The sequence below is a fragment of the Stenotrophomonas maltophilia genome (assembly GCF_003970865.1).
Taxonomy (GTDB): Bacteria; Pseudomonadota; Gammaproteobacteria; order Xanthomonadales; family Xanthomonadaceae; genus Stenotrophomonas; species Stenotrophomonas maltophilia_AR.
Window position 1 is genome coordinate 1 of record NZ_RXLZ01000046.1, and the last position, 16,557, is coordinate 16,557.

Consider the following 16,557-nt stretch of genomic DNA (forward strand, 5'->3'; position numbering starts at 1 on the left):
TTTTTTTTGTTGTTTTTTTTCAGTCTTTTGTTGTTTAAGGTTTGTTTTTATAGTTTTTTCTTATACACGATACGGAAGCCTACCAGACCTCAACGGGTAGAGTGGCAGGCAGGGTCAGATGTTTAAAAGGGACAGGTTCTGGGGCTCGGGGGGATCCTGCTGCTGAGTTTTACAGCGGTGGGCCATCGTGTGCACAGCGATCAGTTGCAGCTGAACGCTTTCGATCGCCTGCTCGCACAGCGGATATATGGCGAAATGATCCGTGCACCGGGCTATACGGATCGGACGCCGGTTGCCGTGGTCAATCGCCGCCTGAGCTGGGCTCATCCGATGTCGTTGGCAACCGCTTGGATGGACCTGAATCTGACGGCGTTTGCCGACAAGCGCGCGTTGAAAGGTCTGCTTGAGCTTTCCAATGGCCGCACTTTGAATCAGGTGCCCGCCGAGCCGGCCGATATCGAAGAATGTGCGGAGCACCCGGCCTGGCCTGATCCAGGTTTTGTTTTGAAGCGACCTGAAGGCGGTATTCTGGTCTGTATTTGACTGCGCACGGAAAGCCGTGCAGCTCATGAATCAATTGCGAAGGGGAAAGATGAGCACGTTTCAATCTGTCATGACGATCAGAACCAAGGATCCCGTCATTCGTCTGCTGCAGGTCTGTGCTGCGGTAGCGGTTATTACTGTCTTTGCGCGATTGCCATTCGTGGTCCAGCATGGCCTGTCCATCGACTCCTACTTCTACGTTCGTGGTTTCCCCACCATGGAGCAGTTGTTTGGACAAGGTCGTTTCGGCCAGTACATGGTGTTCATGGCCGGCGAGTCCCTGGGATTCAATGCTCTGACCTTTGGTACCTTGCTGCAAGGTGTAGGACTGCTGTGCTTCGCAGCCGCCGCCCCCTTGATGTTCACAGCATTCGACCGCAAGGGTGAAGTTTCGCGGACCGGATTGATCCTCAGCAGCTTGCTCATTACCCTCCATCCGTACTCGGCCGAGATTCTTTCATTCTCAGAGGCGTCGTTCACGGCCCAGCTGGCGACCGCGATGGGCATCGGAGCTACTTTCCTGGTCGCGCGCAATCCTCGCCGTTGGTGGGTAGGGGCCATCCTGCTACTACTCGCCCTGTCCATGTATCAGCTGCTGCTGAACTACGTCGCCCTCATGCTGCTGTTCGGAATGATCCAGGTGTTGTTGCAGGATCGCGATGGGCGGTTGCTCGACTGGCGGCGCTATCCGGATGTGGTGGGTACCTTCCTCATGCTCGCTGTGGGGTTTGTTTTCTACATGATTTCCTACAAGCTGGTCATTGCGGCTTATGGCATGAATGAGACCACTCGCAGCCAGTTGTTGCCGCTGGCGATGATCGGCCAGCGACTGGACGAACTGAAGGCTCTCTCGGGGTTCCTTTGGACGCGACCGTACATCGTGCAGGATGCGCCGGTCGCAGCGATGCTTATGTGGATCGCGTCGGCACTGGGATGGCTCAGCCTGCTTGTTTGGGTCTTGATCAAGCGCCCGCGAGGTGCGGTGGCATGCCTGTTGCTGGCAGCGCTTGTTCCAGTAGCGGGCATAGGCGTGATCGCCGCAGGCAAGGCATGGTGGCCGGTGCCCCGTGTCCTGGGAGGCATCGTTGCTATTTGGGGAATGGGGGTGTACTGGTTGTTCTATGTCTTCCGCCGCCGCTGGCAGCTGTGGAGCATCGCAATTCCAGTAGGGGTTTCACTGTTGGGTGCTGCTGCCATCGGTCATCGCATCCATTCCGATCAGATGCTGGTCAATGGATATGACAAGGTTCTGGCAGCAGCCATCTATGATTCACTCAACAAGCATCCTGAGTTCAGCGACTCGACGAAGATCGCAATCGTCAACCGCAACATGCGGTGGGCGCATCCTTCGCCGTTGCCGACAGCCTATATGGACCTGAACATGACGGCGTTCGCTTTGACGGGCTCGCAGCAGGGGGTTCTGCGGATGACTACGGGTCATGAGCTGACCACGATTGAACCCGAGGCGGATCACATCAAGCTCTGCGACACACTGCCATCTTGGCCAAAGGCAGGTTTCTCTACGATCACATCTTCCGGGATTGCGGTCGTCTGCCTGTAAGAAAAAAAGCCCGGCGAACTTCGCCGGGCTTTTTCACATTGCGCTGTTCAGAGCGCCTTCTCTAGTTCTGGCAGGATCGCAAACAGATCCCCTACCAGTCCGATATCCGCAATCTCGAAGATCGGCGCATCGCCGTCCTTGTTGATCGCCACGATCGTGCCGGCGTCCTTGATGCCGGTCAGGTGCTGGATCGCACCGCTGATGCCAACGGCCACATACAGTTCCGGCGCGATGATCTTGCCGGTCTGGCCGACCTGCAGGTCGCTGGGTACGTAACCGGCATCGACCGCCGCACGCGAGGCACCGACGGCAGCACCGAGCTTGTCGGCCAGCTGGAAGATGACCTTGAAGTTCTCTTCCGAACCGACACCACGGCCGCCGGAGACCACGCGCTTGGCGCTCTGCAGGTCCGGGCGGTCGCTGGCACCGGCGGCGAGGCCGACGAAGCGGGTGTGGGTCGGCAGCGCAGCGTCAACGCTGGCCGCTTCAACGGCGGCATTGCCACCCTGGGCGGCTTCCGGCCACGACGCGGCGCGCACGGTGGCGACCACGATCTGGTCGGCCGGGGCTTCAACGGTGATGATCGCGTTGCCAGCGTAGATCGGGCGCTTGAAGGTGTGGCTGCCTTCAACGCTCATCAGGTCGGAGACCTGGTTGACGCCGAGCAGGGCGGCCACGCACGGCATCAGGTCCTTGCCGAAGGTGGTCGACGGGCCGAACACGTGGGTGTAACCCTTGGCCAGCTGCGCGATCTGCGGCGCCAGCACCTGGGCGATGGCCTGTGCGTTGGCGGCATTGGCCACGGTCAGGACCTTGGCGACCCCAGCGATCTTCGCGGCCTCGGCGGCCACGGCAACCGGATCGGCGGCCAGCACCAGCACATCGATGCTGGCACCGCTGATGGCGGCAGCGGCACTGATGGTCTTGGCGGTGGCGGCGTTGAGCTTGCCGTCGTGGTGCTCGGCGATGACGAGAATCCTGCTCATTACAGCAACCCCTTCTGCTTGAGTGCGGCAACCAGTTCGGCCGCGTCCTTGACCATCACACCCTTGCTGCGCTTGGACGGCGCGGCGTACTGGGTGGTCTTGAAGGTGTCGGCGGCTTCAACGCCGAGGTCGGCCAGCTGCAGGGTCTCCAGCGGCTTGGCCTTGGCCTTCATGATGTCCGGCAGTTTGATGAAGCGCGGCTCGTTCAGGCGCAGGTCGGTGGTGACCACGGCCGGCAGATCGACTTCCAGTGTTTCCAGGCCAGCATCGACTTCACGGGTGACCGTGGCCTTGCCGTCGGCAATTTCGAGCTTGCTGGCGAAGGTCGCCTGCGGGCGGCCCCAGAGCGTGGCCAGCATCTGGCCGGTCTGGTTGGCGTCGTCATCAATGGCCTGCTTGCCAAGGATCACCAGGTCCGGCTGTTCCTTTTCGATCAGCTTGAGCAGGGTGCGCGACGCGGTCAGCGGCTGGATGGCCTGGTCGGTGACGACGTGGATGGCACGGTTGGCGCCCATGGCCAGCCCGTTGCGCAGGTGCGCCTGGGCGTCGGCCGGGGCGATGGTGGCAACCACGACTTCGCTGGCGATGCCCTTGTCGCGCAGGCGCAGGGCTTCTTCCAGGGCGATTTCATCGAAGGGATTGGGGGACAGCTTGACGCCGTCGGTGACCACGCCGGAACCGTCCGGCTTGACCTGAATGCGGACGTTGTAGTCCACCACGCGCTTGTACGCGACGAGGATTTTCATCTGGTACGGGGTCCTTCAATAACGGGGAGAACGTCCGGTCCTGAAGCAGCAACCGGTTCGGGGGTGGGACCCCGATTCTAGCTGGCTTGGGGGGACCATGCGAATGCGTATGGTTATGTTGCGATGCGGCAAAGGTGTGCCGGACGCTGTGCCTCGTTCACGGTGCGAAGGCAGTCGTGAAGGTGCCCCCGATGTATCCTGTTGCGCTGAACCGGGTCGCGGCATGCGGCCGATATGAATCATCAACAGGAGAACAGGTAGTGCCCACATGGCTTGTCACCGGCGGTGCCGGATTCATTGGCGGTAACTTTGTTCTCGAAGCTGTCGCCCGTGGTGTCAAGGTCGTCAATCTCGACGCGTTGACCTACGCTGGCAATCTGAAGACCCTGTCCAGCCTGGACGGCAATCCCGATCACGTTTTCGTGCAGGGCGACATCGGTGACCGCGAGCTGGTAGCGCGCCTGTTGGCCGAGCACCGCCCGGACGCCGTGCTCAATTTTGCCGCCGAGAGTCACGTCGACCGTTCCATCGACGGCCCGGGCGCGTTCATCCAGACCAACGTAGTGGGCACCCTGGGCCTGTTGGAAGCGGTGCGGGATTACTGGAAGACGCTGCCGGCCGAGCAGGGCGCGGCGTTCCGTTTCCTGCACGTGTCCACTGACGAGGTGTACGGCACGCTGGGCGAGACCGGCAAATTCAGCGAAACGACCCAGTACGCCCCGAATTCACCGTACTCGGCGTCGAAGGCGGCTTCGGACCACTTGGTGCGCGCCTTCCACCACACCTACGGGCTGCCGGTGCTGACCACCAACTGTTCCAACAATTACGGTCCGTACCACTTCCCCGAGAAGCTGATCCCGCTGGTGATCGCCAAGGCGCTGGCCGGCGAGCCGCTGCCGGTGTACGGCGATGGCAAGCAGGTGCGCGACTGGCTGTTCGTGTCCGACCACTGCGAGGCGATCCGCACCGTGCTGGCCAAGGGCCAGGTCGGCGAGACCTACAACGTCGGCGGCAACTCGGAAAAGCAGAACATCGAAGTGGTGCAGGCCATCTGCGCGCTGCTTGATGCGCGCCGCCCGCGTGAGGATGGCCAGCCGCGCAGCAGCCAGATCACCTACGTCACCGACCGCCCGGGGCACGACCGCCGTTACGCGATCGATGCGTCGAAGCTGAAGAACGACCTGGGCTGGGAACCAGCCTCTACCTTCGAACAGGGCATCGCCTTCACCGTCGACTGGTACCTGGACAACCAGAACTGGGTCAACGGTGTGCTCGACGGCAGCTACCGTCTGCAGCGCATTGGCACCACGGCTTGAACCCAGGAGACACCATGACCCAGCGCAAGGGCATCATCCTCGCCGGTGGTTCCGGCACCCGCCTTTATCCGATCACCAAGGGCGTCAGCAAGCAGCTGCTGCCGGTGTACGACAAGCCGATGATCTACTACCCGCTCAGCGTGCTGATGTTGGCGGGCATCCGTGAAGTGCTCATCATCAATACCCCGCACGAGCAGGCGTTGTTCCAGCAGTTGCTGGGCGATGGTTCGCAGTGGGGCATGGATATCCAGTACGCCGTGCAGCCGAGCCCGGATGGGCTGGCCCAGGCCTACCTGATCGGCCGCGACTTCGTCGCCGGCAAGCCGAGCTGCCTGGTGCTGGGCGACAACATCTTCCACGGCCACGGCCTGCGCGAAGTGCTCAAGCGCGCCGACGAACGCGTGGACGGCTCGACCGTGTTCGGCTACTGGGTGAACGACCCAGAGCGCTACGGCGTGGCCGAGTTCGACACGAGCGGCAAGGTCATCGACCTGGTGGAGAAGCCGGAAAATCCCCGCTCGAACTATGCGGTGACTGGCCTGTACTTCTATGACGGCAAGGCCAGCGATTACGCGGCCGAACTGAAGCCGTCGCCGCGCGGTGAGCTGGAGATCACCGATCTCAACAAGCGCTACCTGGAAGAGGGCAATCTGCACCTGGAGGCACTCGGCCGTGGCTATGCCTGGCTCGATACCGGCACGCACCAGTCGCTGCTGGAAGCTTCCAACTTCATCGAGACCATCCAGACCCGCCAGGGACTGCAGGTCTGTTGCCCTGAAGAAATCGCTTTCGGCAAGGGATGGATAAGCGCCGAACAGTTGCAGGCGCTGGCCGCACCGTTGATCAAGAATGGCTATGGCCAGTACTTGAACAAGCTGGCTGAACGAGGCGTAGTGCCGTGAAGATCGTTGAGACTTCGCTGGCAGGATGTCGGGTGATCGAACCGGCAGTGTTCGGCGACTCGCGCGGATTCTTCTTTGAGACCTGGAATGCCGAACGCTTCCAGGACCAAGGCCTGCCGGGCAGTTTCGTGCAGAGCAACGTATCCTCGTCCGCCCGCGGTGTGCTGCGCGGTTTGCACTACCAATGGCCGCGCCCACAGGGCAAGCTGGTGACCGTGCTGGAAGGCGAGGTCTATGACGTTGCCGTGGACATCCGCCGCGGCTCTCCGACCTTCGGTCGCTGGGAAGCGGTGGTGCTGAGTGCCGAAAACCGGAAGCAGTTCTGGATTCCCGAAGGCTTTGCCCACGGATTTGCCGTGCTGTCCGAGCGCGCACTGTTCAGCTACCTGTGCACAGATGTCTACGTCAAGGAAGCGGATGCGGGGATCCGTTGGAACGATGCCGACATCGCCGTGGACTGGCCGATCAGCGCACCGACGTTGTCGGCCAAGGACGAGAACGCGCCCTTCCTGAAGGACATCGCTGAAGATCGCCTGCCGGTCTACGTGCCGTGACCGTTCTGGTCTTCGGTGGCAATGGCCAGGTTGGCCAGGAGCTGCTGCGCGCGCTGGCGCCGCTGGGCAAGGTGGTCGCGACCACCCGCAGCGGCGTCCTGCCCGACGGCAGCCCCTGCGAAACCGCCGATTTCGGTCAGCCTGACAGCCTGCCAGCCCTGCTGGATCGGCTGCAGCCGTCGCTGGTGGTCAATGCGGCCGCCTACACGGCGGTGGACCGTGCCGAGCAGGAGGTCGATGCGGCCTTCGCCGCCAATGCGGAGGCGCCGGGCGTGATCGCACGCTGGTGCGCGGCCCATGACGTGCCGTTCGTGCATTACTCAACCGACTACGTGTTCGATGGCCAGGGCAGCGCGCCCTACCGCGAAGACGAGCCGACCGCGCCATTGGGCGTGTACGGCACCAGCAAGCGCGATGGCGAGGATGCGGTTCGCGCGGCCGGCGGTCGTCATCTGATCTTCCGCACGGCGTGGGTGTATGCCTCGCATGGCGCCAATTTCCTGCGCACGATGCTGCGGGTGGGCGCCGAGCGCGACCAGTTGCGTGTGGTGGCCGATCAGATCGGCACGCCGACACCGGCTGCGCTGATCGCTGATGTCACTGCGCAGGCGCTGCAGCATCCGGGGCAGCTGTCCGGCACCTGGCATCTGACGGCCGGCGGCCAGACCAGTTGGCATGGGTTCGCCGAGGCGATCTTTGCCGAAGCGCTGACGACCGGTGTGTTGGCGAAGGTGCCGACCGTCGAAGCGATTCCCAGTTCCGAATACCCGACCCCGGCCAAGCGTCCGGCCTGGTCGGTGCTGGACAACCGCAAGCTGCAGCAGGATTTCGGCATCGTGCTGCCGACATGGCAGGACGGCCTGAAGCGGGTGATGGCTGAGACTGCCTGACCGGGAAGGCGACCACCGTTGGTGGTCGCGTGCATCCACAGTGTGCCGACCAACGGTCGGCACCCACTCCAGCCGGCGTGCGCCGGATCAACTGCGCCCGTACGTGTCCTCGAAACGCACGATGTCATCCTCGCCCAGGTAGCTGCCCGACTGTACTTCGATCAGTTCCAGCGGCAGCTTGCCAGGGTTGCGCAGGCGATGGGTCACGCCCAGCGGAATGTAGGTGCTCTGGTTCTCGCTGAGCAGGATCACTTCGTCGCCGCGGGTCACCTCGGCGGTGCCGCTGACCACGATCCAGTGCTCGGCGCGATGGTGATGCATCTGCAGGCTGAGCGTGCCGCCGGGCTTGACCGTGATGCGCTTGACCTGGAAACGCTCGCCGTTGTCGATCGAATCGTACGCGCCCCACGGGCGGTAGACCTTGCGATGCCAGGTGGCCTCGCTGCGGCCTTCGGCTTTCAGCTGCGCCACCACGGTCTTGACCTCCTGCATGCGGTCGGCCTTGCCGACCAGCACGGCATCGTCCGTCTCGACCACGATCACATCGTCCAGGCCGACCAGTGCCACCAGGCGCTGTGCATAGGCATAGGTGTTGCGGCAGTCGATGGCAATCACATCACCCTGGTGGGCGTTGCCGTTGCCGTCCTGCTGCGAGACATCGCGCAGGGCTGTCCAGGAGCCGACATCGTTCCAGCCCGCGTCCAGCGGAATCACCACGGCGTCCGCGGTCTTTTCCATCACCGCGTAGTCGATGGAGTCGGAAGGAACCGCTGCGAAGGCGTCCTTGTCCAGACGGGTAAAATCCGAGTCGCGACGGGCCTGCTGCCAGGCCTGGCGGCTGCCGGCCAGCATGTCGGGCTGGAAGCGCTCCAGCTCCTGCAGGTAGCGCGAGGCCTTGAACAGGAACATGCCGCTGTTCCAGTAGTACTGGCCGCTGCTGACGTAACCGCTGGCCGTCTCCAGGTCGGGCTTTTCGACAAAGCGCTCGACCGCACGCAGGCCCTGCCCATTGGCGGCCTTGATATAGCCGTAGCCGGTTTCCGGTCCGGTCGGCACGATGCCGAAGGTCACCAGCTTGCCGGACTCGGCAGCGCTGGCTGCAGCCTGCACGACTGCACGGAACGCAGCCTCATCGGTGATTACATGGTCCGAGGGCAGCACCAGCAGCAGCGCATCGGCGCCGTCGCGGGTGGCCTCCAGGGCCGCGACCGCTATCGCCGGCGCCGTATTGCGGCCAACCGGTTCCAGGATGATGGCAGCCGGCTCGGCGCCGACCTGCTGCAGCTGCTCGGCAGCGACGAAGCGGTGCTCTTCGTTGGCGATTACCAACGGGCCGTGGGTGGCGATGGGGGCGATGCGCTGCCAGGTGGCCTGCAGCATCGTCAGTTCGCCTGCCAGCGGCAGGAACTGCTTCGGATACGCCTCGCGCGACAGTGGCCACAGGCGGGTGCCGGAACCACCGGACAGGATGACGGGCTGGATATTGCTCATGATCTTCCTTGATTACTGCTGGATAAGGCGGGAGATTTCGTCGGTACGGGCCTGCATCAGCGCTGCGTCGCCGCGGGCTTCAACGTTCAGGCGCAGCAGCGGCTCGGTGTTGGAACTGCGCAGGTTGAAGCGCCAGTCGCCGAAATCGGCGCTGATGCCATCGGTATGGTCCAGCGCCGGCGACTGCGCGGCGAAGTGCTCCATCACGCGTGCCACCGCAGCCTTGGCATCGGCCACCTTGAAGTTGATCTCGCCACTGCATGGATAGGCCGCCATGCGGTCTTCGACCCAGTCGGCCAGCGAGCGGCCACTCTCGGAGATAAGCTGCGCGATCAGCAGCCACGGGATCATGCCGGAGTCGGCATAGGCGAATTCGCGGAAGTAGTGGTGGGCGCTCATCTCGCCGCCGTACACCGCATCTTCGGCGCGCATCTTTTCCTTGATGAAAGCGTGACCGCTCTTGCACAGCACCGGCACGCCGCCTGCCTGTTCAACCATTTCCACGGTGTTCCAGACCAGCCGCGGGTCATGCACGATCTTGCCACCGGGATTGCGTGCCAGGATGGCCTTGGCCAGCAGGCCGACCAGATAGTAGCCCTCGATGAAGCGGCCGGTATGGTCGAAGAAGAAGCAGCGGTCGAAGTCACCGTCCCAGGCAATGCCGAAGTCGGCGCCGTGTTCGCGCACTGCATCGGCGGTGGCGGCGCGGTTTTCCGGCAGCAGCGGGTTGGGAATGCCGTTGGGGAAGTTGCCATCGGGTTCGTGGCAGATGCGGATGAACTCGAACGGCAGGTGCGGTGCCAGCAGGTCGACGATGGCGCCCGCACCACCGTTGCCGGCATTGACCACCAGCTTCAGCGGCTTGAGCTTGGCGGCGTCGACGTAGCTCAGCAGATGCTGGATATAGGCGCTCTTGTCATGCTGGGCGGTCTGCCCGGCGCGCAGCGCCTGGACCTCGGACGTATCCGCGGCGACCGCATCGGAGATCGCGAACAGGCCGGTATCGGAGCTGATCGGACGGGCATTCTCCTTGACCAGCTTCATGCCGTTGTAGTCCATCGGGTTGTGGCTGGCGGTCACCATCACGCCGCCGGCCGCGCCGAGGTGATCGGTCTGGAAGTAGACCTCTTCGGTACCGCACAGGCCGATGTCGATCACTTCGCGGCCGGTACCACGCAGGCCTGCGGCCAGCGCATCCTGCAGCGCCGGGCTGGTCAGGCGCACATCGTGGCCGAGGACCACCGGGCCGGGAGCGAGCTGCGCGGCCAGGGCGACGCCGATGCGACGGGCCAGGTCTTCGTTCAGTTCTTCCGGCACGCGGCCGCGGATATCGTAGGCCTTGAAGGCGGGCAGGGGCATCGATCAGATCCTTTGTGAGCTCAGCCCCCAATTGTAGTCCCAGTCCCGTATGGGAATCGTTTCCACCGGGGAACGCCACCTGACTGGCGTTCGGGGGTCAGGTTCGCGTCGACCGTTTGCCCGCTTTACGGGAACGTTTGCCGGGCAGGCCCGGCAACGGTGCCAGCAGCGCCTGCACGTCTTCCTCGCTGAAGCGTGGCCCCGTAGCGCCGCCGCCTTCGAGAATCGAGTCGGCCAGCGTGGCCTTGCGTTCCTGCAGCTCGGCGATCCGTTCTTCGATGCTGCCTGCGGCGATCAGCCGGTAGACGAACACCGGCTGCTGCTGGCCGATGCGATGGGCGCGGTCGCTGGCCTGGTTTTCGGCCGCCGGGTTCCACCAGGGGTCGAAGTGGATGACGGTGTCGGCGGCGGTCAGGTTCAACCCGACGCCACCTGCCTTCAGGCTGATCAGGAACACCGGTGCCTCGCCCTGCATGAAGCGCTGCACCGGCGTGGCCCGGTTCTGGGTGTCGCCGGTCAGGGTCACATAGGCCAGCCGCAGGTCCTCAAGCGCCTGCGCGATCAGTGCCAGCATGCCGGTGAACTGCGAGAACACCAGGATCCGTCGGCCTTCCTCGACCATCGACGGCAGCATCTCGCGCAGCAGCTCCAGCTTGGCCGAACCGGCATTGCGTGCCGGGGCGTCGCCCGGCAGCAGGCGCGGATCGCAGCAGACCTGGCGCAGCTTCAGCAAGGCATCCAGCACCACGATATGGCTGCGCGCCAGCCCGCTGCCGCTGATGGCCTCGCGCACCTGCTTTTCCATCGCTGCGCGCACGGTTTCATAGAGATCACGCTGCCCGCCCTCCATTTCCACCGCGCGGGTAATGAGGGTCTTGGGCGGAAGCTCTGACGCGACCTGGTCCTTGCGACGGCGCAGGATGAAGGGACGCAGACGCTGCGCCAGCAACGTGGCGCGACGGTGGTCGCTGCCGCGTTCGATCGGATGGCGCCAATGCTGGTTGAACTGCTTCTCGCTGCCGAGCAGGCCGGGCAGCAGGAAGTCGAACTGCGTCCACAGCTCGCCCAGGTGGTTCTCCAGTGGCGTGCCGGTCAGGCACAGGCGATGGCGGGCCTGCAGGGTGCGCAGGGTGATGGCCGCGCGAGACTTCGGATTCTTCACCTGCTGGGCTTCATCCAGAATCAGCAGATGGTAGGCATGTGCCTGCAGCGCCTGCTCGTCGCGCCACAGCAGGGGGTACGTGGTCAGCACAAGATCGTGCTCGGGGATGGCCTCGAACAGTGCTTCGCGCGCCGGTCCGTGCAGGGTCAGCACGCGCAGGCCAGGGGTGAAGCGTGCCGCTTCGCTCTGCCAGTTGTGCAGCAGCGAGGTCGGCACCACCAGCAGCGCCGGCCGGTCCAGGCGGCCACTTTCCTTCTCGACCAGCAGATGCGCCAGTGTCTGCAGGGTCTTGCCCAGCCCCATGTCATCGGCCAGCACCCCGCCCAGCCCCTGCTGGCGCAGGTACTGCAGCCACGACAGGCCTTCACGCTGATAGGGACGCAGCGTCGCCACCAGCCCCGCCGGTGGCGGCACTTCGCCCAGTGCGGGTGCCTGCATCAGCCGTTGCACCAGCGCCTGGGTATCCTTGCGGCCCCGGAACTGCAGGCGCGCCGTGTCCTGCAGTGCCTGCAGGCGGCCACGATCAAGCGCTGACAAGCGCAGCGGCGCGCCACGCTGGGCGAACAGGTCCGCCAACAGGGCCATGATCGGCTTCAGTCGTGCGGCCCGCAGTGCCAGGCGGGTGTTGTCGCCTGCCATCAACAGGATGTTCTCGTCGTCGCCGATGGCGTCCAGCTGGCCACGCATCCAGCGGGGATCGGATTGCAGCACCTGCTGCAGCAGCGGAACCATCGACACGTTGCGACCTTCCACCTGGATGTCCAGACCCAGGTTGAACCAGCTCGCATCCGTCGGGTCCGCCTGGATGTCCAGGTCGATCTCATCCACCCGGGTGATGCGATGGCGGAAATCGTCGTCCGTCTCCACCTTCCAGCCCAGGGCTTCCAGGCGCGGCACGTCATCCAGCAGGAACCGTGTCCAGTCATGGGTGCGCAGCTGGAACTGCGGGCCTGCGCCGTCCAGTGGCGCCCGCGGGGCCGTGTCGCGATGCAGCCCCACCGTGCGCAGCTCGGCCTCACGCCGTGACTCCTCACCCAGGTCACGGGGCAGCAGGGCGAGCTGGCCCTCCGGATCATGTGCGAACAGGCTCGGATCATCCAGGAACCGCACGTGCTCGTCGTATTCGAAGGCCACGGTCGCGATATCGGCCCATTGCGAAGGGTCGCGGGGGCCGAGCCACGGCGGACGGAACTCGACCGTGTGCAGGCGCAGGACGGGAGTCATCGAACTGATCAGCAGCGTTGGCAGCGTGCTGCTGTCGTCGGGCATGGGGGACGTATGATCGATCTGCTGCAGCATCTGCGCCAGCACAGCCGCCACGTGCATGCAATCGTGGCCGAGCGGGCAGGAACACCGGTTCCGCAGCAGGCTGTGCGGAGGGCGGAGGCTGGCGGCCAGGTCGATCTCCACCCGGTAGGAGTACTTGGCCGAGATCTTTACCTCAGCGACCAGCATGTCACCAAACAGACGCATGCTGTGGACTTCCGACAGGCAATGATCGCTCATTTCCAGCGTCCGGCCGTCCATCCAACGGAGCAGGTCTTCTTCGGTGTAGGTATGGGCCATCAACGAGGGTGGGCCGGGCACGGGGTCGGCCATTGGCAGGGGAACCGGGCATTCTACGGAACCCAGTGCGATGCCCGTGCAATGCTGCGGCGCATCCAGGCCCTTCGCCGCCCTCCAGCTAGAATGCGGTCATCCTCAACGTGCAGGGTAGTACAGCAATGCAGCAATCGACTTCCACCGGCAAGCGCAGCAAGCGCTTCGCCAGTGCGGCGGAGGCCCTGCAAGGGGTGGTCGCCGATGGCCAGACGCTGGCCGTGGGCGGCTTCGGCCTGTGTGGCATTCCCGAGGCATTGATCGCCGCGTTGCGCGACAGTGGTGCCAAGGGCCTGACCGTGATCTCCAACAATGCCGGCGTTGATGGTTTCGGCCTGGGCCAGCTGCTGGAAACCCGGCAGATCAAGAAGATGATTTCGTCCTACGTGGGCGAGAACAAGGAGTTCGAGCGCCAGTTCCTGGCCGGCGAGCTCGAGCTGGAATTCAACCCGCAGGGCACCCTGGCCGAGCGCCTGCGTGCCGGCGGCGCGGGCATTCCGGCGTTCTTCACCGCCACCGGCTATGGCACCGTGGTGGCCGAAGGAAAGGAAACCCGCGAATTCGATGGCAAGCACTACGTGATGGAGACCGCGCTGCGCGCCGACGTGGCGCTGGTCAAGGCGTGGAAGGCCGACGAAGCGGGCAACCTGGTGTTCCGCAAGACCGCGCGCAACTTCAATCCGGCCTGCGCGATGGCCGGCAAGGTCTGCATCGTGGAAGTGGAAGAGGTGGTGCCGGTGGGTGCCATCGACCCGGACCAGGTGCACCTGCCGGGTATCTACGTGCACCGCATCGTGCACAACGCGCATCCTGAAAAGCGCATCGAACAGCGCACCATCCGCGCGGAGGGCAACTGACATGGCGTGGACCCGAGATGAAATGGCGGCACGCGCCGCCCGCGAACTGACCGATGGTGCCTACGTGAACCTGGGCATTGGCCTGCCGACCCTGGTCGCCAACCATATTCCCGAAGGCGTGGATGTGTGGCTGCAGTCGGAAAATGGCCTGCTCGGCATCGGTCCGTTCCCGACCGACGCCGAAGTGGACGCCGACCTGATCAATGCCGGCAAGCAGACCGTCACCGCGCGTGCCGGTGCCAGTTACTTCGGCAGCCACGACAGCTTCGCGATGATCCGCGGTGGCCATGTGAATCTGGCTATCCTCGGCGCCATGCAGGTCACCGACAAGGGCGACCTGGCCAACTGGATGGTGCCCGGCAAGATGGTCAAGGGCATGGGCGGCGCGATGGATCTGGTGGCCGGCGTGCAGCGCGTGGTGGTGCTGATGGAGCACACCGCCAAGAACGGCGAGCACAAGATCCTGACCGAATGCACGCTGCCGCTGACCGGCGTGGGTGTGGTCGACCGCATCATCACCGACCTCGCCGTGTTCGACGTGACCGACAAGGGCCTGTTGCTGGTGGAAGCGGCGCCGGGCGTCAACGATGACGAGCTGAAGGAAAAGACCGGCGTTTCGTTCCGTCGCTGAAGTCAGTGGTATTGCCGCGCAGCGCCAGCCTCAGGGCTGGCGTTGTGGCCAAGCGACGATGTAGCCTGCGTTGGCAACAAGATCCGGCAACAACTGCGTGACCGAGTCAAATGCACTGTCGTTGTCCAGCTCAGTGGGATAGCAGTGTGCATCCAGTAGTGATCGCAGCGCCGCCGCCCGCAGCCACATCGTGTCTATTGCCTGCGGCGTTGGCGCGCGCGTCAGCCCAAGCCGGGCTGCCCAGCGCAGATGACTGCGCGAAACGATGATTGCCTCCCGGGTGGATGTCGCGAGCATGCCCAGCGCAGGTTTCTCGCTGAACTGCTGAAGTGCGGCATCGATAGCGGCCGCCCCGGGTAGCTGCTGTCCTGCGTCGCGGCTTCCGCGCAGGTCCAGCCAGCAGGTCAGCAACGATGGATCCGGACCGAAGGTTTCCAGAACCTGCAGGATGCTGGGCAAGGCATTGCCAGCATGGCCGATGATATCGACCGCAGCGTCCTGCGGGCGTAGCGCGGTTGGAATGAACACGCGGTAGCTCACCCCCAGGTCGCACGCGGCATCACAAGCGGTGGCGATCAACTCGGGATCATCAATGAGAACCAGCAGGCAAACCTGCAGGGGGGAGGCGAGCGGAGTCGGGGACAGCGCTTGGCGCGTCGCGTCGAGCCAGGCATGCCCAAGCCGTGCATCAGGTTCCAGCACGGCGCCTTCTGCCCATTCGTTCCAGGCGTTGATGAACACCATCCGCTGGCTCGCCGGCGCCGATGCCAGGCGTTCATGGATCGTGGTCTGCAGCCAGTCGCGGTAGCCACGTGGTGAAGCGTGCAGGTAAACGCGGCCGCGACCGGAACGACGCGCCTCGTTGTCCCAGCCGGGGTTCACGCCCGGGTAAAGCGGATAGTCCGGCAGCGGGCGGGCTGCGATTTCTGCAGCCAGTTCGCGCCAGTCGCGTACATCGCCATTGAAGGCCGGATTGAGCAGCCATTGTTGCGCCGACAGCGAACGCGGATTACTCATGTTCGGTGGGAACTCTACTGCCGCATCGAACCCGATGTCGCGGGGATCCGGGCGCTCGAAGCCCTGCACGTACGCCAGGTGGATCTCGCCGACGTCATTGTCGCGGCACCAGCGGCGCCAGCGTTCGGCGGTCGCCCGGGCGTCGGGCAGCAGGTGCGGGCGATAGACCAGCAGCATCGGCCGGCCCTCGACCTTCAAGGCACGGCGGTCGCGCAGGTAGGGCGCGACATGTGCGATGAAGGCCAGATCATCCTCGGCGCTGTGCTGCTGGCCGATCAGGATGTCCTCGTCGCGGCCGTCCCAGCGTCGTGCCCAGTTCTCGTTGGCCCAGCACAGGCAGAACGGCAATTCGATGCTGTCATCTGCCAGCCATTGGCGCAGCGGATCCTCCATCAGGGTGCGGCCGCTGAACCAGTAGTAGTAGAAGCAGAACGCGCCGATGCCGTACTCAGCTGCGAGGCGTGCCTGGTCCCGCATCACCTGAGGGTTGCGCAGGTCGTAGAAACCCAGGTCTGCCGGCAGGCGGGGCTGGATGTGGCCCTCGAACTGCGGCAGCGCGCGGGTTACGTTGCGCCATTCGGTGAAGCCCTTGCCCCACCAGGTGTCATTCTCGGGGAAAGTGTGGAACTGCGGCAGGTAGAACGCGACCAGCGTTGCCGGCAAAGGAGACTGCAAGGTCGCCTCACGCCATGGCACGTGGCCGATCGCCTGCTCGTCGGCACGCCAGCGTAGCTGGGCGCTGGCGCGCGTGCCCCCCTCGTCCTGCTGGCCCTTGGGTGGCGGCGGTACCCAGTCGCTGTGCCGCGCCAACAGCCGGGTGCGCAACCGGTCACGCTGCGCCTGTGGCAGCGGCAAGGCCCGGAACACGGCGCGCAGCAACGGAAACAGCGACTGGCGCACGCTCATCGGGCTGGGCCCCACGAAAGGCGGCAATCGGACGGCA

At 64.3% G+C, this 16,557-nt stretch carries 14 protein-coding genes; 8 read left to right on the forward strand and 6 right to left on the reverse strand.

Features of this window, described 5'->3' with window-relative positions:
* The first annotated feature begins 189 nt into the window (after nt 1-189).
* Both EKL94_RS15235 and EKL94_RS15240 read left to right on the forward strand, forming a co-directional pair.
* Complete coding sequence (locus tag EKL94_RS15235) at nt 190-543, forward strand: hypothetical protein (RefSeq protein ID WP_126929722.1); 354 nt, start codon at nt 190-192, stop codon at nt 541-543.
* A gap of 49 nt (nt 544-592) precedes the next feature.
* Entirely contained in the window at nt 593-2,104 is a 1,512-nt protein-coding gene (locus EKL94_RS15240; RefSeq protein WP_185830040.1) for a glucosyltransferase domain-containing protein, read from the forward strand.
* A 47-nt stretch (nt 2,105-2,151) separates the two neighbouring features.
* On the opposite strand, the gene EKL94_RS15245 is transcribed toward EKL94_RS15240, so the two are convergent.
* Nucleotides 2,152-3,090 (reverse strand): electron transfer flavoprotein subunit alpha/FixB family protein, encoded by a 939-nt coding sequence (locus tag EKL94_RS15245; protein WP_126929724.1) that lies wholly within the window; start codon nt 3,088-3,090, stop codon nt 2,152-2,154.
* Nucleotides 3,090-3,836, reverse strand: a complete 747-nt coding sequence (locus tag EKL94_RS15250; RefSeq protein ID WP_012509979.1) for an electron transfer flavoprotein subunit beta/FixA family protein — start codon at nt 3,834-3,836, stop codon at nt 3,090-3,092. Before EKL94_RS15250 ends, EKL94_RS15245 begins: the two co-directional genes overlap by 1 nt.
* A 260-nt stretch (nt 3,837-4,096) precedes the next feature.
* On the opposite strand from EKL94_RS15250, the gene rfbB reads away from it, so the two are divergent.
* The 4 genes from rfbB to rfbD are packed head-to-tail and all read left to right on the forward strand — an operon-like array spanning nt 4,097 to nt 7,498.
* Nucleotides 4,097-5,152: a dTDP-glucose 4,6-dehydratase gene (gene rfbB, locus EKL94_RS15255; RefSeq protein ID WP_126929725.1), complete on the forward strand. Its 1,056-nt coding sequence runs from the start codon at nt 4,097-4,099 to the stop codon at nt 5,150-5,152.
* Between the two features lie 14 nt (nt 5,153-5,166).
* Nucleotides 5,167-6,054, forward strand: a complete 888-nt coding sequence (rfbA, locus tag EKL94_RS15260; RefSeq protein ID WP_126929726.1) for a glucose-1-phosphate thymidylyltransferase RfbA — start codon at nt 5,167-5,169, stop codon at nt 6,052-6,054.
* A complete protein-coding gene (gene rfbC, locus EKL94_RS15265) occupies nt 6,051-6,608 on the forward strand; it encodes a dTDP-4-dehydrorhamnose 3,5-epimerase (protein ID WP_126929727.1) in 558 nt (185 codons plus the stop codon). The genes rfbA and rfbC overlap by 4 nt, the downstream gene beginning before the upstream one ends.
* On the forward strand, nt 6,605-7,498 hold the full coding sequence (gene rfbD / locus EKL94_RS15270) for a dTDP-4-dehydrorhamnose reductase (protein WP_126929728.1): 894 nt from the start codon (nt 6,605-6,607) through the stop codon (nt 7,496-7,498). The genes rfbC and rfbD overlap by 4 nt, the downstream gene beginning before the upstream one ends.
* Before the next feature lie 87 nt (nt 7,499-7,585).
* Here rfbD and EKL94_RS15275 read toward each other — a convergent pair whose 3' ends face one another.
* The 3 genes from EKL94_RS15275 to EKL94_RS15285 form a co-directional block, all read right to left on the reverse strand.
* Nucleotides 7,586-8,989 (reverse strand): mannose-1-phosphate guanylyltransferase/mannose-6-phosphate isomerase, encoded by a 1,404-nt coding sequence (locus tag EKL94_RS15275; RefSeq protein WP_126929729.1) that lies wholly within the window; start codon nt 8,987-8,989, stop codon nt 7,586-7,588.
* 12 nt (nt 8,990-9,001) lie between these two features.
* Nucleotides 9,002-10,348 (reverse strand): phosphohexomutase domain-containing protein, encoded by a 1,347-nt coding sequence (locus EKL94_RS15280; protein ID WP_126929730.1) that lies wholly within the window; start codon nt 10,346-10,348, stop codon nt 9,002-9,004.
* Nucleotides 10,349-10,445: 97 nt separating this feature from the next.
* The gene (locus tag EKL94_RS15285) at nt 10,446-13,076 is read right to left on the reverse strand and encodes a DEAD/DEAH box helicase (RefSeq protein WP_126929750.1); all 2,631 of its coding nucleotides are present in this window, start codon (nt 13,074-13,076) and stop codon (nt 10,446-10,448) included.
* 158 nt (nt 13,077-13,234) lie between these two features.
* Here EKL94_RS15285 and EKL94_RS15290 point away from each other — a divergent pair, with 158 nt between their 5' ends.
* The gene (locus EKL94_RS15290) at nt 13,235-13,966 is read left to right on the forward strand and encodes a CoA transferase subunit A (protein ID WP_019660976.1); all 732 of its coding nucleotides are present in this window, start codon (nt 13,235-13,237) and stop codon (nt 13,964-13,966) included.
* Between the two features lies 1 nt (nt 13,967).
* The gene (locus EKL94_RS15295; protein WP_126929731.1) at nt 13,968-14,597 is read left to right on the forward strand and encodes a CoA transferase subunit B; all 630 of its coding nucleotides are present in this window, start codon (nt 13,968-13,970) and stop codon (nt 14,595-14,597) included.
* A 30-nt stretch (nt 14,598-14,627) separates the two neighbouring features.
* On the opposite strand, the gene EKL94_RS15300 is transcribed toward EKL94_RS15295, so the two are convergent.
* Nucleotides 14,628-16,520 (reverse strand): glycoside hydrolase family 99-like domain-containing protein, encoded by a 1,893-nt coding sequence (locus tag EKL94_RS15300; protein ID WP_126929732.1) that lies wholly within the window; start codon nt 16,518-16,520, stop codon nt 14,628-14,630.
* Between the last annotated feature and the right edge of the window lie 37 nt (nt 16,521-16,557).

What these genes read in the sequence shown, in the direction of transcription:
- EKL94_RS15280 (WP_126929730.1), bottom strand. Translation starts at nt 10,348, where the DNA reads ATGCCCCTGCCCGCCTTCAAGGCCTACGATATCCGCGGCCGCGTGCCG.
- EKL94_RS15300 (WP_126929732.1), bottom strand. Translation starts at nt 16,520, where the DNA reads ATGAGCGTGCGCCAGTCGCTGTTTCCGTTGCTGCGCGCCGTGTTCCGG.
- EKL94_RS15240 (WP_185830040.1), top strand. Translation starts at nt 593, where the DNA reads ATGAGCACGTTTCAATCTGTCATGACGATCAGAACCAAGGATCCCGTC.
- EKL94_RS15245 (WP_126929724.1), bottom strand. Translation starts at nt 3,090, where the DNA reads ATGAGCAGGATTCTCGTCATCGCCGAGCACCACGACGGCAAGCTCAAC.
- EKL94_RS15285 (WP_126929750.1), bottom strand. Translation starts at nt 13,076, where the DNA reads ATGGCCCATACCTACACCGAAGAAGACCTGCTCCGTTGGATGGACGGC.
- EKL94_RS15250 (WP_012509979.1), bottom strand. Translation starts at nt 3,836, where the DNA reads ATGAAAATCCTCGTCGCGTACAAGCGCGTGGTGGACTACAACGTCCGC.
- EKL94_RS15295 (WP_126929731.1), top strand. Translation starts at nt 13,968, where the DNA reads ATGGCGTGGACCCGAGATGAAATGGCGGCACGCGCCGCCCGCGAACTG.
- EKL94_RS15275 (WP_126929729.1), bottom strand. Translation starts at nt 8,989, where the DNA reads ATGAGCAATATCCAGCCCGTCATCCTGTCCGGTGGTTCCGGCACCCGC.
- EKL94_RS15290 (WP_019660976.1), top strand. Translation starts at nt 13,235, where the DNA reads ATGCAGCAATCGACTTCCACCGGCAAGCGCAGCAAGCGCTTCGCCAGT.
- rfbA (WP_126929726.1), top strand. Translation starts at nt 5,167, where the DNA reads ATGACCCAGCGCAAGGGCATCATCCTCGCCGGTGGTTCCGGCACCCGC.